This is a genomic window from Pseudomonas sp. RA_15y_Pfl1_P11, from assembly GCF_963970975.1.
GTDB classification, from domain to species: domain Bacteria; phylum Pseudomonadota; class Gammaproteobacteria; order Pseudomonadales; family Pseudomonadaceae; genus Aquipseudomonas; species Aquipseudomonas tritici.
The window spans coordinates 157,795-175,671 of the sequence record NZ_CAXAOY010000008.1 but is presented as its reverse complement, the minus strand read 5'-3'; the positions used below and the strand labels follow the sequence as shown (position 1 = coordinate 175,671).

Genomic DNA, 17,877 nt, shown 5'->3' with positions numbered 1-17,877 from the left:
ACATTTGGTTCCGGTTTCGTCAGTTGGATACGTCGGCGATGGCTTCCGCCAAAAGTGCCAGCCGCGTCGCATCAATACCCGCCACGTTAGCCCGCCCCGAACTCACCATGTACACGCTGTGCTTCTCCCGCAGTTGCTTGACCTGCTCGGCACTCAAGCCGGTATAGGAAAACATCCCGCGCTGCGCTCCAATATGGGCAAACCGCTCCGATAAACCGTGGGGCGCCAACGCCTCCACCAGCCCGGATCGCAAGTGCGCGATCCGCGAGCGCATGGCTTCGACTTCATTGCTCCATCGCTTTTTCAGCTCGGCATCGCCCAGAATCGTAGCCACCACGGCTGCGCCGTGATCCGGCGGCGTCGACCACAGGTTGCGTGCCGTATTAGCAAGCTGGCTGCGCACATCCGTCAGCTTCTCGGCATCCGCCGCACACACGATCAACGCGCCAACACGGTCGCTATACAGGCCAAAATTCTTCGAGCAGGAACTGGTCACCAGCACTTCCGGCAGCTCGGCCGCAAATAGGCGCACGGCCCAGGCGTCCTGCTCCAGGCCATCGCCAAAGCCCTGATAGGCGAAGTCGATCAGCGGCAGCAGTTGGCGCTCGCGCACGATCTGCAGCACCTGGCGCCAATCATCCGGGGTCAAGTCGAAACCGGTCGGGTTGTGGCAGCAGGCATGCAGCAGTACCACGTCGCCCTCTGGCACGCTGGACAGGGTAGCCAGCATCGCCGCCACGTCCAGGCGATTGTCAGCGCCCACGTAGGGGTAATGGCTGACCTTAATCCCGGCCTTGGCGAAGATAGTTTCGTGGATCGGCCAGGTCGGGTTGCTCAGCCATACGCCACGGCCGGGCAGATTGTGGGCGATGAAGTCGGCGCTCAGGCGCAGGGCGCCGGTGCCGCCTGGCGTCTGGGTGGCGCCGGCGCGGCGTTCGCGGATCAGCGCCGAATCGGCACCGAGCACCAGTTCGCTGATCAGCGAGCCGAACGCAGCATTACCGTGGCCGCCGATGTAGGTCTTGGTGGTCTGCGTGTCTACCAGGCGCTGCTCGGCCAGTTTCACTGCGTGCGGAATGGGCGTGAGCCCCTGGTCATCCTTGTAGACGCCCACGCCCAGGTCGAACTTGTTCGGGTTGGTGTCCTGGGCATACAGGTCCATCAGCCCGAGGATCGGGTCGCCGGGCACGCGGCCTATGGCATCGAAGTGCATTACTTGCGGCCCTCGGCGTCCTTGGCCACTTCGTCGGTGCGTGCGGCCATGATGAAGTCGTTGCGGTGCAGGCCCTTGATGGAGTGGCTCCACCAAGTCACGGTGACTTTGCCCCACTCAGTGAGCAGGCCTGGGTGATGGCCTTCGGCTTCGGAGATTTCACCCATGGCGTTGGTGAACGCCAGGGCGAATTTGAAGTTCTTGAACAGGAAAACCTTTTCCAGCTGCATCACGCCGTCGCGGACTTCGATGTTCCAGTCTGGGATCTGCTTGAGCAGCACCGGCAGTTCTTCATCGCTGACTTGCGGGGCATCGGCGCGGCAGGCTTCGCAGTGGGCTTGGTTCAAGGTGGTCATGGAGGTGTCCTGAATTCGAATGTTTGAAGGTCAGTAGCGTCACCCTAAAGCAACGCGGCGCCAGGGAACAGACTGACCTGGCGTGAAGATGTAAGGTTCAAGCAACCTTGGGCTTCGGGGGGGCTGCCTTTGGGGTGAAGAGCGGGGCGTGCAGCCCCAGCTGCATCCCGCGCTCAACCATGCCCATGATGTCTTCCTGCGCGACTTCGAACAGGCGCTTGAGGTTTGGCAGCACGAAGTACAGCGGTTGCAGGATATCGATGCGATACGGCGTGCGCATGGCTTCCAGCGGATCGAAGGCTTGGTGCTCAGGCTCGGAAGACAGGCTGTACACCGTTTCCTTGGGCGACGACAGAATACCGCCACCGTAGATGCGCCGACCTTCGGGCGTATCCACCAGGCCAAACTCGATGGTCATCCAGTACAAGCGCGCCAGGTACACCCGTTGCTCCTTGGTGGCCGCCAGGCCGAGCTTGCCGTAGGTATGGGTGAATTCGGCAAACCAGGGGTTGGTCAGCAGCGGGCAATGGCCAAAGATCTCGTGGAAAATGTCCGGCTCTTGCAGGTAGTCCAGTTCTTCGCGGGTGCGAATAAAAGTCGCCACCGGAAACTGCTTGTTGGCGAGCAATTCGAAGAACGTCTGGAAGGGAATCAGCGCCGGCACGCGGGCGACTTGCCAGCCGGTGGTTTCGGCCAGCACCTTGTTGATCTCGCCCAATTGCGGGATTCGGTCCAGGGGCAGGCCGAGCTTGTCGATGCCGTCCAGGTATTCCTGGCAGGCGCGCCCTTCAATCACTTTCAATTGACGAGTGATCAGGGTGTTCCACACCGCGTGTTCTTCTGGCGGGTAATGGATAACACCTTGAGCATCGGGCTCGCGGGCCACGTACTGCGTCTGTTTCATACGGCTCTCCTGCTAGGCATTCGTTCTTGTTATGTCCTGCGTTGAGCCTATTGATAACCCGTGCGCGCCGGGATTCCATCTGTTTAAAACGCCTCTGAGTAGGAAAACTTACCGGTTTTCGTAAAGTATTCGTTACGGATACCGGATTTGCTGCTGGGTCGGGCTGGGAAAACACCCAAAGCTGTCACATAATCTTGACGACTATCTGCGCCCAGCGACAAAAAAGCCGCGGCGCTTACCCAACTTTCGGGCCTTTTCATGCGTATCAAAGTGCACTGCCAGAACCGTATCGGCATCCTGCGGGACATCCTCAACCTGTTGGTGGAGTACGGCGTCAACGTCGCCAAGGGCGAGGTCGGCGGTGAGCATGGCAATGCCATTTACCTGTACTGCCCGAACCTGGTGAACATGCAGTTCCAGGCGCTGCGCCCGCAGTTCGAGGCGATTGCCGGAGTGTTTGGGGTGAAAAGGGTAGGGCTGATGCCCAGCGAGCGCCGGCACATGGAACTCAATGCGCTGCTCGGCGCCCTGGAGTTTCCGGTGCTGTCGATCGACATGGGCGGTTCCATCGTCGCCGCCAACCGCGCGGCGGCCCAGTTGCTCGGGGTGCGGGTGGATGAAGTGCCGGGGATTCCGTTGTCACGGTATGCCGAGGACTTCGACTTGCCGGAGCTGGTGCGTGCGAGCAAATCGCGGATCAACGGCCTGCGGGTCAAGGTCAAGGGTGACGTGTTCCTGGCGGACATCGCGCCACTGCAATCGTCCGAACATGATGACAGCGAGGCCATGGCCGGCGCCGTGCTGACGTTGCACCGCGCCGACCGCGTCGGTGAACGCATCTACAACGTGCGCAAGCAGGAGCTGCGCGGCTTTGACAGCATTTTCCAGAGTTCCAAGGTCATGGCCGCCGTGGTTCGCGAAGCGCGACGCATGGCGCCGCTGGATGCGCCTCTATTAATAGAAGGCGAAACCGGCACCGGCAAAGAACTGCTCGCGCGTGCCTGTCATCTGGCCAGCCCGCGTGGTCAATCGCCGTTGATGGCGCTTAACTGCGCCGGTTTGCCGGAGTCGATGGCCGAGACCGAGCTGTTCGGCTACGGCCCCGGCGCGTTCGAAGGTGCGCGCGCCGAAGGCAAGCTGGGGCTGCTGGAGTTGACGGCGGGCGGCACGCTGTTTCTCGACGGCGTGGGGGAAATGAGCGCGCGCTTGCAGGTGAAGTTGCTGCGCTTTTTGCAGGACGGTTGCTTCCGCCGCGTAGGCAGCGATGAAGAGGTGTACCTGGATGTGCGGGTCATCTGCGCCACCCAGGTGGACTTGTCTGAACTGTGCGCCCGTGGCGAATTCCGCCAGGACCTTTACCACCGTCTAAATGTGCTGTCCCTGCATATCCCGCCGCTGCGCGAATGCCTCGACGGCCTGGCGCCGCTGGTGGATCACTTCCTTGATCAGGCCAGCCGGCAGATCGGCTGCCCGCTGCCGAAGCTCGCGACGGCTGCGATGGATCGTCTGAGCCACTACCACTGGCCAGGCAACGTACGGCAGTTGGAAAACGTGCTATTCCAGGCGGTGTCGTTGTGCGATGGCGGGATGGTCAAGGCCGAGCATATTCGGCTGCCGGACTATGGCGTGCGTCAGCCCCTTGGCGATTTTTCCTTGGAGGGCGGCTTGGAGGACATTGTCGGGCGCTTCGAGAAGGCGGTGCTGGAAAGTTTGTACGCCGAGCACCCGAGCAGTCGGCAGTTGGGCAAGCGGTTAGGGGTATCGCACACCACCATCGCCAATAAATTGCGCGATTACGAAGTCGTCAAGGCCGACAAATAACCCACTGGCTAAACAGGGGCAAGCTGTGGGGGCGGGCTTGCTCGCTCCCACATCATTTGAATTTTTGTCGCCTGTAATACCGGTGTTTGCCGCACGCGGCAGTAGTCCGCCGTTTTTTCGACTCTCAGCCGGCAGCCTAATCCACCCATCTCCCGCCAAACCCCCGTCCCGCCTGCACTTCTCCTTCTTTTCCAAAGTTGGTTCGCAAATTGCTTAAGCCTTATCAGTACAGCGGTGGGCGGCAAGCGTCCGTCAGAAAGAGGAAAGAGCGTGGACAAGTACCTTTATGTGGCAATGACCGGCGCCAGCCAGAATGCTCTGGCGCAGAAGGCCCATGCCAACAACCTGGCGAACATTTCCACCAATGGTTTCCAGCGTGACCTGGAGCAGGCGCGTTCGATGCCAGTGTTCGGTGACAGCTTTCCGGCGCGGGCGTTTGCCTTGACCGAGCGCCCAGGCACTGACTTCTCCCCTGGCGCGATGATTGAGACCGGCCGTGACCTGGACGTTGCCGTCAGCGGCGATGGCTGGATGGCCGTGCAAACCCCGGATGGCGGCGAGGCCTACGTGCGCAGCGCCAGCATGAACGTCGATGCATTGGGCGTGCTGCGGGCCGGCAACGGCATGCCGATCATGGGCAACGGTGGCCCGATTGCCGTGCCGCCCCAGCAGAAAATCGAAGTGGGTGCCGACGGCACCATCAGCATCCGCGCCATGGGTGAAGGCCCGCGTGTGATGGCTGAAGTGGACCGCATCAAGCTGGTCCAGCCGGACCTGAAGAACATGAGCAAAGGCCTGGACGGCACCATCCACACCAAGGATGGCCAGCCGGCTCAAGCCGACGCTAGGGTCACGCTGACCTCGGGCTTTCTGCAGGCGAGCAACGTCAATGCCGTAGAAGAAATGACAGCGGTGCTGGCGCTTTCTAAGCAGTTCGAGCTGCACATCAAGATGATGAACAGCGCCAAAGAAGACGATCAGGCCATGACTCGCGTCATGCAGATGAGCTGATAGCCCCTAACTAATTTGCAACGCGGCGCCAACAAACAGGCGCACGAAGGAGAACAGCATGCTTCCGGCTCTATGGGTTGCCAAAACAGGTCTGTCCGCCCAGGACACCAACCTGACCACCATTTCCAACAACTTGGCCAACGTGTCGACCACGGGTTTCAAACGTGACCGTGCCGAGTTCCAGGACTTGCTCTATCAGATCAAGAAACAGCCAGGCGCCCAATCGACCCAGGACAGCGAACTGCCGTCGGGCCTGCAACTGGGTACCGGTGTGCAGATCGTCGGCACCCAGAAGAACTTCAGCGCCGGCAACCTGCAGCAGACCGGCCAGCCGCTGGACATGGCCATCAACGGCCGTGGTTTCTTCCAGATCCTGCAACCGGACGGCACCACTTCCTACACCCGTGACGGTACTTTCCACTTGGATTCCAACGGCCAGATCGTGACGGCCAACGGTTTCTCCCTGGAGCCAGCCGTTGTCGTACCAGCTGATGCCAAGACGTTCACTGTCGGCAACGACGGCACCGTGTCTATCACCGTCGCCGGTAACCCGGCTTCGCAAGTGATCGGTAACCTGCAAACCGCCGACTTCATCAACCCGGCCGGCCTGCAGGCCATGGGTAACAACCTGTTCCTGGAAACCGCCTCCAGCGGCGCACCGCAAATCGGCACCCCTGGCCTGAACGGTTTTGGCACCACGCTGCAAAGCACCCTGGAAACGTCCAACGTGAGCACCGTTGAGGAGATGGTCAACATGATCACCACCCAGCGCGCCTACGAGATGAACTCCAAGGTGATCTCCACCGCCGACCAGATGCTTTCGTTCGTAACGCAGAATCTGTAATCAAGTCTATGGGGCGCCCCTGAGGTCGCCTGCAACACCGTGAGGTAAGGGTCATGAATCGCTATGTTTCTGTTCTGGCATTGAGTGGGATTGCCGTGCTCGCGGGCTGTGTCGCCCCGACGCCAAAACCCAATGACCCGTACTACGCGCCGGTGTTGCCACGCACGCCGTTGCCGGCGGCTGCCAACAATGGCTCGATCTATCAGGCGGGCTTCGAACAGAACCTGTACAGCGACCGCAAGGCGTTCCGGGTCGGTGACATCATCACCATCACCCTGAACGAGCGCACCCAGGCCAGCAAGAACGCCAACTCTCAAGTCGGCAAGACCAGTAAGGCTGGCATCGGCCTGACGTCGTTGTTCGGCGCCGTGCCCAACGTCAACAACCCATTGGGTGATGGCGACCTGAGCCTCAGCGCCGGCTACAGCGGCGACCGTGCCACCAGCGGCAAAAGCGCAGCGGGGCAGGGCAACAGCCTGACCGGTTCGATCACCGTGACCGTAGCCGATGTATTGCCCAACGGCATCCTCGCCGTACGCGGTGAAAAGTGGATGACGCTCAATACCGGTGACGAACTGGTGCGCATTGCGGGCATGGTTCGCGCCGATGACATCACCACCGACAACACCGTGCCGTCCACGCGTATTGCCGATGCACGCATCACTTATTCCGGCACGGGCGCCTTTGCCGATGCGAGCCAGCCGGGCTGGTTCGACCGTTTCTTCCTTAGCCCGCTGTTCCCTTTCTAGGTGGCCACTTTGAACTTCAAACAGCTGATGGCGGCCGCGCTCCTGCTTTGCTTAAGCGCTGTCGCCCAGGCCGAACGCCTGAAGGACATCGCGAGCATTTCCGGTGTGCGTTCCAACCAGTTGATCGGCTACGGCCTGGTGGTGGGGCTCAATGGTACGGGTGACCAGACCACCCAGACCCCGTTCACCCTGCAGACCTTCAACAACATGCTCTCGCAGTTCGGCATCAAGGTGCCGGCCGGTTCGGGCAACGTGCAACTGAAAAACGTCGCGGCGGTGTCGATCAGTGCTGACTTGCCGGCGTTCTCCAAGCCCGGCCAACTGGTGGACATCACTGTCGCGTCGATCGGTAACTCGAAAAGCCTGCGTGGCGGCACCTTGCTGATGACGCCGCTCAAGGGGATCGACGGCAACGTCTACGCCATCGCCCAGGGCAACCTGGTGGTGGGCGGGTTTGATGCTGAAGGTCGCGACGGCTCGAAGATCACTGTCAACGTGCCGTCGGCGGGTCGTATCCCAGGCGGTGCCAGTGTTGAACGCACTGTGCCGAGCGGCTTCAACCAGGGCAACAGCCTGACCCTGAACCTCAACCGCTCCGACTTCACCACCGCCAAGCGTGTGGTGGATAAGATCAACGACATGCTCGGCCCTGGCGTGGCCCAGGCGATCGACGGCGGCTCGATCCGTGTGACCGCCCCGCTGGACCCCAGCCAGCGCGTCGACTACCTGTCGATCCTGGAAAACCTTGAAGTCGACCCGGGCCAGGCTGTCGCCAAAGTCATCATCAACTCGCGTACCGGTACCATTGTGATCGGCCAGAACGTCAAGGTATCGCCGGCAGCGGTGACCCACGGCAGCCTGACCGTGACCATCACCGAAGACCCGATCGTCAGCCAACCTGGGCCTTTGTCCAACGGCCAGACGGCGGTGGTGCCACGCTCACGCGTCAACGCCCAGCAAGAAGCCAAGCCGATGTTCAAGTTCGGTCCCGGCACCACCCTGGATGAGATTGTCCGTGCGGTGAACCAGGTGGGCGCGGCGCCCGGCGACTTGATGGCGATTCTCGAAGCACTGAAACAGGCCGGCGCCTTGCAAGCCGACCTGATAGTGATCTGAGGCCATGGTCATGGACATGCGCAAGAGCGGTATCAGCAGCACGGCGGACTCGGGGTCTTACTCCGACTTGAACCGGCTTAACCAGCTCAAGGTCGGCGACGACAAGAACAGCGAAGGCAACATGCGCAAGGTCGCGCAGGAGTTCGAGTCGCTGTTTTTGAGCGAGATGCTCAAGTCCATGCGTTCGGCCACCGAGGCGTTGGGTAAGGACAACCCGCTGAACACGCCGGCCGCCAAGCAATATCAGGAAATGTACGACCAGCAACTCGCGGTCTCGATGTCCCGCGAAGGCGGGGGTATCGGCCTGGCCGATGTGCTGATGCGTCAGATGCAGAAGAACAAGCCGGTGGAGGCCCAGGCCGCCACCCTGCAGGGCCCTGCGGCGGCAGGGGCTGCCAAGAAAGTCGACGTGCCGACGGAAATTGCCGCCGGCACCCAGGCCGAAGGTCCGTTGGGCCGTTCCAATGGCCAGCGTCCGCTGTGGGCTTACCGCGTGGCAGAGCCACAGGCTGGGGCTGCTGCATCGCACAGCAATGACATGGAATTGATGAACCAGCGTCGGATTGCCTTGCCGAGCAGGCTGACTGATCGCCTGCTGTCCGGCATCGTGCCGAGTACCGATGCAACCACCGTCGCCAAGTCTGCGCCACTGCGTAACAGCGCGGCCGATGACAACGTGGTCAACAGCACGGCGCGCACTTTCGCGGTGCCGGGCGACCGCATGCAGGTCTACGGCCGTGCCGTGGCCCAGCCACCGTTGGCGCCGGCGAAGAAGGCCTTCAGTTCGCAGGATGAATTTGTCGCGACCATGTTGCCAATGGCCAAGGCGGCCGCCGCGCGCATTGGTGTCGACCCGAAGTACCTGGTGGCCCAGGCCGCCCTGGAAACTGGTTGGGGTAAATCGGTGATGCGCGCCCAGGATGGCACCAGCAGCCACAACCTGTTTGGCATCAAGGCCGGCCAGAGTTGGCAGGGCGAGAAAGCGCGTGCGATCACCAGCGAGTTCCGTGACGGGGCAATGGTCAAGGAAACGGCGCAGTTCCGTTCCTACAACTCTTACCAGGACAGCTTCCATGACCTGGTGACATTGCTGCAAAGCAATGATCGCTATAAAGAAGTTGTGAAGTCGGCCGACAACCCGGAACAGTTTGTACGCGAGTTGCAAAAAGCCGGTTACGCAACCGACCCGGCCTACGCCAGCAAGATTTCGCAGATCGCCAAAACGATGGACAGTTACCAGAACTACGCTGCCGCTGGCGCAACCACACATTTATAAGGTCTGAACCATGAGTTTGCTCAATATCGGGATGTCGGGGCTTAACGCTGCTCAAGGATCGTTGTCGGTCTTGAGTAACAACATTGCCAACGCCAACACGGCGGGCTATTCGCGTCAGCAGACTACCCAGAGCGCGAATGCGTCGAACCAGTACGGCGGCGTGTTTATCGGCAGCGGTACCACCCTGGCTGACGTGCGCCGGGTGTACAACGAATACCTGGACACGGCGTACCAGAACAGCACCTCGCTCAACAGCGATGCCAAGGCTTACCTGGATCAAGTGAGCGCCGTGGACAAGACGTTGTCGGACAAGACTACGGGCATGTCGTCCGTGCTCAGTTCGTTCTTTGCCGCTGTTCAGACCGCCTCGGCTAACCCGAGTGATACCTCGGCTCGCCAGATACTGCTGACCAGCGCCCAGACATTGAGCAACCGCTTCAACTCGATCTCCAGCCAATTGAGCCAGCAGAAAGAAACCATTAACAGCCAGTTGACCTCCTTGACCGATCAGGTCAACCAGCTGACCTCGTCGATTGCTTCGCTCAACAAACAGATTACCCAGGTGCAGGGGTCTTCGAACACCACCCCGGCCAACCTGCTGGACGCGCGCGCCGAAGCCGTACGTTCGCTCAATGAGTTGATCGGCGTGAACGCCAGCGAGAAGAACGGTGTGTTCAGCGTCAGTACCGGTACCGGCCAGTCCCTGGTGCTGGGCGATCGGTCCAACACCCTTTCTGCCGTACCGAGCAAGAGCGACACCAGCCAGTACACGATTCAGATGAATGCGGCTGGCGGGACGACGATGGACCTGGGCAACGTGATCAGTGGTGGCAGCATCGGTGGCTTGCTGCGCTATCGCAGCGATGTGTTGATGCCGGCCATCAATGACCTGGGTCGCATTGCTATCGTCACTGCCGATACGATCAACAGTCAACTGGGCCAGGGTATCGACCTGAACGGCGAATTCGGCTCGTCGATGTTCAAAGACATCAACAGCGCTGCGTCTGTCGCGCTGCGTAGCCTTTCCGCTCAAGGTAATCAGGGCGTTGGTAGCCTGGGTGTTACGATCAAGGACACCAGCAAGCTGACCAACTTCGATTACAAGGTCACCTTCAGCGACCCTGTCGATCTCAACAAAGTCACCGTCGAGCGCTCTGATGGCAAAGCCATGGGCACGTTTGATATCACGGCTACACCGCCCTCGGTGATCGATGGTTTCACCCTGGAACTCAAGAACGGACCGATGCAGGCGGGTGACAGCTTTAAAGTCAGCCCGACCGCCAGTGGCGCCCAGAATATCGGTACTGTCCTCAACGACCCGAGCAAGATTGCGTTTGCCGCGCCGCTGAACGGGGAGGCCAGCAAAACCAACCAGGGTACCGGTAGCTTCACACCGCCGACCCTGACCCTGCCCCTGGATATCCAGGGTGGCGCTACTACCGCGCAACAGCGCGTTGGCATTGAAAATTCGATGCCGGTGAAGATGGTGTTCGGCAAGCCGGCGGCTGATGGCACTCAGAGCTATACCCTTAACGACGCCAAGGGCGATCCTATCGGCTCGGGGACCATCATTCCGGGGCAGGCCAATAAAATCACCGTCAACGTGCCGATGCGTGATGCCAGCGGTGCCCTGGTGGTGCCGGCCAAGAGTTTTGGTTTTGACACCACGGTTGCGGGCTCGCCGACCGAGGGGGATAGCACCACCTTTTCGTTTAACGCCACGGGCGTATCCGACAACCGCAATGCCCAGCAACTGCTGAATCTGCAAACCAAGGCCACCGTGGGCGTGGCGACAGATGGCACCGGCGGCACGAGCCTGGTCGGGGCCAACAGTAAGTTGGTGTCTACTGTAGGCGCCAAGGCCGCTGCGGCCACCACTGACACCACGGCCACCAATGCGTTGCTGGCGGCTAACAAAAATGCGCGCAACTCCGTGTCCCAGGTCAACCTGGACGAAGAGGCGGGCGACATGATCAAGTTCCAGCAGTACTACACAGCGTCGTCGCAGATCATCAAGGCTGCGCAAGAAACCTTCAGCACGCTGATTAATAGTCTTTAAGGGAGTCTGGGACGATGCGCATTTCTACACAGCAGTATTTCGACACCAGTGCGAGCAAGTATCAGAACAATTATTCCAGCGTGGTTAAGGCCCAGGAACAGGCGAGTTCCGGCGTGCGTGTACAGACCGCTGGGGATGATCCGGTGGCCGCGCAGCGTTTGCTGATGTTGCAGCAGCAGAAAGATATGCTGGCGCAGTCCAGCGGTAATATCAGCTCCCTGAAAAGTTCGCTGACCAACGAGCAGAGCATCCTGGATGCGCTCGACAAGGCGATGCAGGCTGGCAAGCAGCTGGCCCTGCGGGCTGGCGGTGTGACCAGCGATGCTGATCGCAAGTCAATCTCGGTCGAAGTGGGGGCCCTGGAAGAGCAGGTACTGGGTTTGCTCAACAGCAAGGATGCGGCAGGCAATTACTTGTTCTCCGGCTCCAAGACCCAAACCCCCCCGTATTCGCGCAACAGCGATGGCACCTACAGCTACCAGGGCGACGAAAACGAACTGAGCCTGCAGGTTTCCGAGACGCTCACGGTGCGCACTGGCGATACCGGCAAAACCATTCTGGGAGGGGCGGCCAACAGCAGTCGCACCCAGTCCACCTACATTGCACCTGCGGCTGCGCCTCTTCCGCCAGCGATTTCTCCGCCTTTGGTCGATGATAAAAAGGTTGCGATTTCGGCCGGCCTGGTGACTTCGGGTATCGACTACACCAAGCAGTTTGCCGACGGCCAACCTTACAAGCTGACCTTCACCAGTAGCACCCAGTACAAGGTGACGGACAAGGACAACAATGACATTACCTCAGAGATTGCGGGTAATGGCACGTTCGATTCCACCAAGGAAGGCAGCGGCAGCGTGAACCTACGCGGGGTTAAGTTCGACATCACCATCGACCTTACCGACACCGCCACCGGGCCGAATGCCGATGCGTTGGTCAAGGGCCGCGAGTTCAACCTGGCTGCCAAGCCGGATGCGTTCAATGTCTCGCGTACCGCGAGCAACCAGTCGACCGCGCAACTGACCAACGGCAACGTCAGCAGCGCGGCGGACTATTCCAGCACCTTTCCCGGCAATAGCGGGGTGCTGATCAAGTTCAGTGACACTGACCCGACGGCCTTCAAGGTATTTGCCCAGCCGTATACCGCCGACAGCAAAGAGATCGATTCGGGCGTTATCGACACAGCCACGACGCCGAATACCATCACTGCGGCCGGTGTGACCTTTGGGTTGAGCGGTACGCCGCAGACCGGCGACCAGTTTGCCGCCGGTGCCAGCACCCAGAAAACCCAGAACGCCCTCGACACCTTGAGCCAGCTGCGCCAAGCCCTGGAAAAGCCGGCCGATGGCATCCCGGGCGCGCGGGTCAAGCTTCAGGACGCGCTGAACGCTGCGGTCAGTAACCTGACCAACTCGACCACCCAGCTGGGCAATGTGATTGGCTCCATTGGTGCGCGGGAAAATGCGCTCGATGTGCAAGCTGACGCAAATGCCAGTATCGGCCTGGCCAATACCACCACCATGAGTGCACTGGCCAATATCGACATGGGCGAAGCCGCGATCAACCTGACCCTGCAGCAGACCATGCTGGAAGCCTCGCAGCTGGCGTTTGTAAAAGTCTCGCAGTTGAGCCTCTTCAACAAGATGTAAGTGGCGTGACGTCAAGCGGCCCGCTCTGGAAACAGGGCGGGCCGTTGTTGTTTATGGGGTTTAATTGTTTGAAGGTTTTGCACAAAGCACACAAAATTGAGTGACCTGTGAGTCATAAAGCGCATCTTCACTGTATCGTGTGAAAAGGATAAGTCGTCACAGGGTCCTTGCGGGACGGCTTTCAGCGAGATTTTTATGGGGTTACCCCCTTTATTGTCAGCACTCCGGGCGCAGTCCCAGGGGTGTTCTCCAGCTATTTAGTATTGGGAAGCCACAATGATTGGCATAAAAAGCATCGCCAGTTACGTGCCGGCAGACGGGATCGATAACTACGCCCAGGGCGCCAAATTCGCCAAGGATGAAGAGTTCATCATTGGCAAGATCGGTTCGGCGTTTTTGCCGCGCAAGGATGCCGCGCAGGAAACGTCTGACCTGTGTGTCGAAGCGGTCAACGCTTTGTTTGCCAACAACCCGGATTTGAAGCGCGAGTCCATCGACGCACTGATCGTTGTGACCCAGAACGGTGATGAAGAGGGCTTGCCCCACACCGCCGCCATCGTCCAGGACAAACTCGGCCTGCCGACTCACGTTGCGGCGTTCGATATTTCCCTGGGCTGCTCGGGCTACGTCTACGGCATCTATGCGATGAAGGGCTTCATGGAAGCCGCGGGCCTGAAAAACGGCCTGCTGGTCACCGCCGACCCGTACTCGAAGATCGTCGACCCGGAAGACCGCAACACCACCATGCTGTTCGGCGACGCCGCCACCGCCACCTGGATGGGTGAAGACGCACCGTGGCTGCTGGGCAAGGCCAAGTTCGGCACCGACGGTTCCGGCGCACCGCACCTTAAGGTCAGCGACGGCGTGTTCTTTATGAATGGCCGCCAGGTGTTCAACTTCGCGCTGCTTAAAGTGCCGGCGCATTTGCACGAGCTGCTCAACGAGTCGGACCTCAAGGCTGACGAGATTGATGCCTTCTGCATTCACCAGGGCAGTGCGGCCATTGTCGACGCCGTGGCGCGTCGATTTGAAGACGCTCCGGTGGACAAGTTCATCAAGGACATGGTCGAAACCGGCAACACCGTTTCATCGAGCATTCCATTGCTGCTGGAAAAACACGTGATGGACGCCACCTGGAAGCGCGTGGCAATCAGTGGTTTTGGTGTGGGCCTGTCGTGGGGTTCGGCGATTCTCTATCGCCCTTGATGCTTTAATCGCTTCAATAAAAAAAACGCCGATGATCGAAAGATTATCGGCGTTTTTTATTTGGCGCCAGAAAACCCAATGAATTCGGGGTTTCGAGCCTGCGTAAACCCTTGAATTACAAGGGGTGGCACGACGCCAGTAAATAATTTCAAAAAAATCCTCAAGCATCCGGCTACCACGACGATAACTATTACGTAGGTTCTCAGGCCACACCCGGCGGTTGCCAGGGCCGGAAGCCGCAGTATCCATCCAACGAGGATTTCGTCATGGCTTTAACAGTAAACACCAACATTGCTTCGATCACTACTCAGGGTAACCTGAACAAAGCTGGCGGCGCCCTGGCCACTTCCATGCAGCGCCTGTCTTCCGGCCTGCGTATCAACAGCGCTAAAGACGACGCTGCCGGCCTGCAGATCGCTAACCGCCTGACCAGCCAAATCAACGGCCTGGGCCAAGCAGTCAAAAACGTGAACGACGGTATCTCGATCGCTCAGACCGCTGAAGGCGCGATGCAGGCTTCGACCGACATCCTGCAAAAAATGCGTACCCTGGCTCTGTCCTCGGCAACTGGTTCCCTCAGCCCTGACGACCGTAAGTCGAACAACGACGAATACCAGGCTCTGACTTCGGAACTGACCCGTATCTCCACTACTACCACCTTCGGTGGCCAGAAGTTGCTGGACGGTTCGTACGGTACCAAAGCCATCCAGGTTGGCGCCAACGCTAACGAAACCATCAACCTGAGCCTGGAAAACGTTTCGGCCAACAACATCGGCTCCCAGCAGCTGAAAAGTGTTGCCATCGCTCCAGGTACCGGTACTGTTGCAGGCGCGATCAACGTAACGGGTAACGGTCAAACCGGTACTTACACCGCTGCTGCCGGTGATTCGGCTAAAACCATCGCCAGCAACCTGAACGGCCTCATCGGTGGCCTGACTGCAGCTGCCAGCACCGAAGCCAAGTTCGCAGTAGACGAAGCGGCCGCTACTCTGGCTCCTGCCTCGTTCACCCTGACCGTTGGCGGCGCTGCCGTTGAGTTCAAGGGCGTTACCACCCAATCCGGCCTGGCCGACCAGCTGAAATCCAACGCCGCCAAACTGGGTATCAGCGTCAGCTACGACGAAAGCAAAAAGACTCTGGAAGTCAAGTCCGACACCGGTGAGAACATCGTGGTCAGCGGTTCGACTGATCCAGGTTCGGTGACTGTTGCTGCTAAAGATGGTGCTGGTGCTTACGGTACTGCAGTTGCCTTGGCGGACGCCCTGATCGTTACCGGTCAAGTGTCGCTGGATTCCGCCAAAGGCTACTCCCTGAGTGGTGCTGGTGTTGCTGGTCTGTTCGCGGCCGGTGCTGCTACCGAAGCAGCTGCGATCAAGACCACCGTTGCTCAAACCGACGTGACCGACGCCACCAAGGCCCAGAACGCCCTGGCTGTCATCGACAAAGCCATCGGCACCATCGACGGTGTTCGTTCGGGCCTGGGTGCTACCCAGAACCGTCTGACTACTACTGCAGACAACCTGCAGAACATTCAGAAGAACTCCACCGCTGCACGCTCCACCGTTCAGGACGTCGACTTCGCTTCCGAAACCGCCGAGCTGACCAAGCAACAAACCCTGCAATCGGCTTCCACCGCGATCCTGTCGCAGGCTAACCAGCTGCCATCCGCTGTACTGAAGCTGCTTCAGTAACACCAGCGCTTGGTAACTAACGGAAGGGCGCGTCTACGTGCCCTTCCGTTTTTTCGGTTTAGAGGAGATTGGACATGGACATGAGTGTAAAGCTGAACCAGTCTTATCCGCCGGTTGCCCCTCAAGGCGCACCTGTGCAGGTGGCCGCCGACAAGAGCGTCACTAAAGTCCAGGAAACCCCGGCCACAGGCAAAGAGCCTGAGCGTGCGGACCTGGAAAAAGCAGTTACCGATATTCGCGAATTCGTACAAGCGTCCGAGCGCAAGCTGGACTTTTCCATTGATGACTCCACCCATCGTGTGGTGGTCAAGGTGATCGCCACCGACAGCGGTGAAGTGATTCGCCAGATTCCGTCGGAAACGGCGCTGAAGCTGGCACAGAACCTTTCCAGCGCAAGCCACCTGTTGTTTGACGACAAGGTCTGAGCTGGCATGAAACTTGTTGCTGTCGTGTCTTGAGGTGTAATAAGTCAAGATAACGGCAGCCACCGAACAGGAGATAGATGATGGCGGGTTCAACGGTAAGTGGTATCGGTTCGAACATCGATACGCAAGCGATCGTGAAGTCCTTGGTGGACGCCGAAAAGGTGCCCAAGCAGACGCAGATCAATACCGCGTCCCAGAAGGCGACCACCACGCTGTCTTCGATCGGCAAGATTCAGGCGGCGCTGGATGCGTTCCGTGGTGCCCTGGACACAATGTCCACCGGCAACAGCTTCACCGGCTTGACGGGCTCATCCTCGGATGAAAAGGTCGCCACCATGACGGCGAGCAACACGGCGTCAAACGGTAGTTTCCGTTTGATCGTGACTCAGCTGGCCCAGGCGTCCAAGTTGTCCAGTACAACGTTCTCCGCGGGTGCCAATGCGGTGGTAAACGCCACTGATAAGCCGACGACGTTGACCATCACGCAGTCGGGCAAGGGCTACGACCTGAGCGTCCCGGCTGGTGCGACACTGCAGCAGGTGCGTGATTCGATCAATACCCAATTCGGTACTTCGGGGTTGAGTGCGAACATCCAGACCGACGCCAATGGTTCGCGGTTGATCCTGACCTCGACCACCATGGGGACGGGCTCAGACCTGACGCTGTCGGGGACTTCGGGATTGGATGTCGGCGCCACAGTGGTCGATGACCCCCAAGACGCGCTTTACAGCATTGATGGGGTCAATTCCGTTTCCAAATCCAACAACATCGAAGGCGCCTTGAGTGGGGTGAACATCAAGCTGGTCTCGGTCTCGGCTACCGTGACGGCTGGTGACGTTTCCCCAGATGCGAAGAGGAACGCTACGCTGATTACGGTCAGCACTAACAACGCGGCCCTCAAATCCGGGGTCAAGGGCTTTGTCGATACTTACAACGCCTTGATGACTGCGATGACCGCCGAGACCAAGGTCACTACCAACCTCGATGGCAGCACTACGGCGGCGGCCCTGACGGGCGACTCCAGCATGCGTGCGCTGCAGAACGCTATCCGCAACGAGTTCAACAAGCTGTCTGGCACCGGTACGTTCAAGTCCCTGGCTCAATTCGGCGTAGGTACGAGTTCGACAACCGGCATGCTGGCGTTGGACGATAAAAAATGGGACGCGGCGGTCAAGACCAACGCAGCCGACATCAGCAGCATGTTTTCCGGCAAAACCGGCATGCTGGCGCGCATGAAAAGTGCCACGGATGATTACGCCAGGGCAAGCACCGGCGTACTGGCTACGCGCACGGCTTCTTTGTCGGACACGTTGAAAGATCTGTCCAAGGACCAGGCAACGCTCGATGAGCGCATGACCCTGCTCACCAGCAGCCTCTCCGCCAAATACAATGCCATGGACACCCTGGTCGCCCAATTGCGCCAGCAAAGCACCAGCGTCATGACCACGCTCAATGCATTGAACAACCCAAAAACCAATAATTGATCCCTTCAGTGGATACGGGCCAGACACTTGTCTGGCCTTTTTTTATCATTGACGACTGGCCTAAAGCTTTTTGCGGCCC

The 17,877-nt window shown here is 59.4% G+C and carries 15 protein-coding genes; 12 read left to right on the top strand and 3 right to left on the bottom strand.

Annotated features, from left to right (window positions below; genetic code table 11):
* Positions 1-19: 19 nt before the first annotated feature.
* From AACY44_RS13080 to phhA, 3 genes are all read right to left on the bottom strand, one after another.
* Positions 20-1,213 carry an amino acid aminotransferase gene (locus AACY44_RS13080; protein WP_339427402.1) on the bottom strand — a complete coding sequence of 398 codons (1,194 nt, stop codon included), beginning with the start codon at positions 1,211-1,213 and terminating at the stop codon, positions 20-22.
* A complete protein-coding gene (locus AACY44_RS13075; protein WP_010208721.1) occupies positions 1,213-1,569 on the bottom strand; it encodes a 4a-hydroxytetrahydrobiopterin dehydratase in 357 nt (118 codons plus the stop codon). The genes AACY44_RS13080 and AACY44_RS13075 overlap by 1 nt, the downstream gene beginning before the upstream one ends.
* Before the next feature lie 97 nt (positions 1,570-1,666).
* Positions 1,667-2,473, bottom strand: coding sequence for a phenylalanine 4-monooxygenase (gene phhA, locus AACY44_RS13070; RefSeq protein ID WP_339416645.1), 807 nt, complete (start codon positions 2,471-2,473; stop codon positions 1,667-1,669).
* A gap of 258 nt (positions 2,474-2,731) precedes the next feature.
* On the opposite strand from phhA, the gene AACY44_RS13065 reads away from it, so the two are divergent.
* The 12 genes from AACY44_RS13065 to fliD all read left to right on the top strand — a co-directional run bounded on the left by AACY44_RS13065 (position 2,732) and on the right by fliD (position 17,798).
* Complete coding sequence (locus AACY44_RS13065) at positions 2,732-4,294, top strand: sigma-54-dependent transcriptional regulator (protein WP_339493456.1); 1,563 nt, start codon at positions 2,732-2,734, stop codon at positions 4,292-4,294.
* Between the two features lie 270 nt (positions 4,295-4,564).
* Positions 4,565-5,305 carry a flagellar basal body rod protein FlgF gene (locus AACY44_RS13060; protein ID WP_065873760.1) on the top strand — a complete coding sequence of 247 codons (741 nt, stop codon included), beginning with the start codon at positions 4,565-4,567 and terminating at the stop codon, positions 5,303-5,305.
* A 58-nt stretch (positions 5,306-5,363) separates the two neighbouring features.
* Entirely contained in the window at positions 5,364-6,149 is a 786-nt protein-coding gene (gene flgG, locus AACY44_RS13055; protein ID WP_185703632.1) for a flagellar basal-body rod protein FlgG, read from the top strand.
* 53 nt (positions 6,150-6,202) lie between these two features.
* Positions 6,203-6,898 (top strand): flagellar basal body L-ring protein FlgH, encoded by a 696-nt coding sequence (gene flgH, locus AACY44_RS13050; protein ID WP_339416637.1) that lies wholly within the window; start codon positions 6,203-6,205, stop codon positions 6,896-6,898.
* Positions 6,899-6,925: 27 nt separating this feature from the next.
* A complete protein-coding gene (locus tag AACY44_RS13045; RefSeq protein ID WP_339416765.1) occupies positions 6,926-8,014 on the top strand; it encodes a flagellar basal body P-ring protein FlgI in 1,089 nt (362 codons plus the stop codon).
* A gap of 4 nt (positions 8,015-8,018) precedes the next feature.
* Positions 8,019-9,290, top strand: a complete 1,272-nt coding sequence (gene flgJ / locus AACY44_RS13040) for a flagellar assembly peptidoglycan hydrolase FlgJ (RefSeq protein ID WP_339438378.1) — start codon at positions 8,019-8,021, stop codon at positions 9,288-9,290.
* Positions 9,291-9,300: 10 nt separating this feature from the next.
* The gene (gene flgK / locus AACY44_RS13035; RefSeq protein ID WP_339530387.1) at positions 9,301-11,349 is read left to right on the top strand and encodes a flagellar hook-associated protein FlgK; all 2,049 of its coding nucleotides are present in this window, start codon (positions 9,301-9,303) and stop codon (positions 11,347-11,349) included.
* 14 nt (positions 11,350-11,363) lie between these two features.
* Positions 11,364-12,992 (top strand): flagellar hook-associated protein 3, encoded by a 1,629-nt coding sequence (locus AACY44_RS13030; RefSeq protein ID WP_339530385.1) that lies wholly within the window; start codon positions 11,364-11,366, stop codon positions 12,990-12,992.
* Positions 12,993-13,268: 276 nt separating this feature from the next.
* Positions 13,269-14,198 (top strand): ketoacyl-ACP synthase III, encoded by a 930-nt coding sequence (locus tag AACY44_RS13025; protein ID WP_339416633.1) that lies wholly within the window; start codon positions 13,269-13,271, stop codon positions 14,196-14,198.
* 266 nt (positions 14,199-14,464) lie between these two features.
* Positions 14,465-15,889: a flagellin N-terminal helical domain-containing protein gene (locus AACY44_RS13020; RefSeq protein WP_339438374.1), complete on the top strand. Its 1,425-nt coding sequence runs from the start codon at positions 14,465-14,467 to the stop codon at positions 15,887-15,889.
* A 74-nt stretch (positions 15,890-15,963) separates the two neighbouring features.
* Positions 15,964-16,314, top strand: a complete 351-nt coding sequence (locus AACY44_RS13015; RefSeq protein WP_339416630.1) for a flagellar protein FlaG — start codon at positions 15,964-15,966, stop codon at positions 16,312-16,314.
* An 80-nt stretch (positions 16,315-16,394) separates the two neighbouring features.
* On the top strand, positions 16,395-17,798 hold the full coding sequence (gene fliD / locus AACY44_RS13010) for a flagellar filament capping protein FliD (protein ID WP_339416629.1): 1,404 nt from the start codon (positions 16,395-16,397) through the stop codon (positions 17,796-17,798).
* The last annotated feature ends 79 nt before the right edge of the window (positions 17,799-17,877 follow it).

Excerpts from the sequence above, each read along its gene's own strand:
- AACY44_RS13080 (WP_339427402.1), bottom strand. The coding sequence starts at position 1,213 with ATGCACTTCGATGCCATAGGCCGCGTGCCCGGCGACCCGATCCTCGGG.
- AACY44_RS13075 (WP_010208721.1), bottom strand. The coding sequence starts at position 1,569 with ATGACCACCTTGAACCAAGCCCACTGCGAAGCCTGCCGCGCCGATGCC.
- phhA (WP_339416645.1), bottom strand. The coding sequence starts at position 2,473 with ATGAAACAGACGCAGTACGTGGCCCGCGAGCCCGATGCTCAAGGTGTT.
- AACY44_RS13065 (WP_339493456.1), top strand. The coding sequence starts at position 2,732 with ATGCGTATCAAAGTGCACTGCCAGAACCGTATCGGCATCCTGCGGGAC.
- flgG (WP_185703632.1), top strand. The coding sequence starts at position 5,364 with ATGCTTCCGGCTCTATGGGTTGCCAAAACAGGTCTGTCCGCCCAGGAC.
- flgH (WP_339416637.1), top strand. The coding sequence starts at position 6,203 with ATGAATCGCTATGTTTCTGTTCTGGCATTGAGTGGGATTGCCGTGCTC.
- AACY44_RS13045 (WP_339416765.1), top strand. The coding sequence starts at position 6,926 with ATGGCGGCCGCGCTCCTGCTTTGCTTAAGCGCTGTCGCCCAGGCCGAA.
- flgJ (WP_339438378.1), top strand. The coding sequence starts at position 8,019 with ATGGTCATGGACATGCGCAAGAGCGGTATCAGCAGCACGGCGGACTCG.
- flgK (WP_339530387.1), top strand. The coding sequence starts at position 9,301 with ATGAGTTTGCTCAATATCGGGATGTCGGGGCTTAACGCTGCTCAAGGA.
- AACY44_RS13030 (WP_339530385.1), top strand. The coding sequence starts at position 11,364 with ATGCGCATTTCTACACAGCAGTATTTCGACACCAGTGCGAGCAAGTAT.
- AACY44_RS13025 (WP_339416633.1), top strand. The coding sequence starts at position 13,269 with ATGATTGGCATAAAAAGCATCGCCAGTTACGTGCCGGCAGACGGGATC.
- AACY44_RS13020 (WP_339438374.1), top strand. The coding sequence starts at position 14,465 with ATGGCTTTAACAGTAAACACCAACATTGCTTCGATCACTACTCAGGGT.
- AACY44_RS13015 (WP_339416630.1), top strand. The coding sequence starts at position 15,964 with ATGGACATGAGTGTAAAGCTGAACCAGTCTTATCCGCCGGTTGCCCCT.
- fliD (WP_339416629.1), top strand. The coding sequence starts at position 16,395 with ATGGCGGGTTCAACGGTAAGTGGTATCGGTTCGAACATCGATACGCAA.